This window comes from Paenibacillus sp. 01T422, assembly GCF_056398785.1.
The window spans coordinates 1-609 of sequence record NZ_JBFTQB010001527.1 but is presented as its reverse complement, the minus strand read 5'-3'; the positions used below and the strand labels follow the sequence as shown (position 1 = coordinate 609).

The 609-nt window shown below is 42.0% G+C and carries 1 protein-coding gene; it reads right to left on the bottom strand.

Annotated elements, in window-relative coordinates; genetic code table 11:
* Positions 1-545, bottom strand: a 545-nt coding sequence (locus AC1DUA_RS39990; RefSeq protein ID WP_477504926.1) for an efflux RND transporter periplasmic adaptor subunit, incomplete at its 3' end; no start/stop codon positions are given.
* Positions 546-609 lie beyond the last annotated feature (64 nt).

Here is a 609-nt window from a genome sequence, read left to right as displayed (position 1 = left end):
CCTGAGTGCAGCTGTGCAGCGTCTTCCACATAGAATGGCAGCGTCACAGTCAAGTTGTTCACATCAGAGATTGTTGCAATTTTGGTCGATTTGTTAATAGTTGCTCCTAATTCTAAGTTCGTTGCATAGGTGAGTTTCCCGGAAATCGGCGCCTTAACAGCCATTAATCCTTCCTGGTCCATCAAAGTGTTCAAGTCCTTCTCTGTTTGCTCGTATGTCAGTTGTGCATCTTGCAAATCACTTTCCAGGCTCGTACTCGTCAATTCTAAAAGAACATCCCCAGCTTTCACTGTTTGGTTCCGTTTCATATTAATGGATTTAATGTTTGAATCAACYGGAATGGAGATCGTTTGTGTATCTTTGGGTTCGAACTGTGCAGTACCGGATACAGAAGAACGGATATTGCCTTTTTTAACCTCATAAGTAACCTCTTTCACATCCGCTGCTTTGCTTTTCTTACCTTTTGTAAAATAAGCATAAGTGCCACCTGCGCAGACGATTACCGYGATTAATACTATAAACCACTTACTGCGATACCATTTCATGAAGTAACTGCCTCCTTAGAGTTTGGACATGAGTAATTCCATTAACTGCTGCTCTACGCTGATC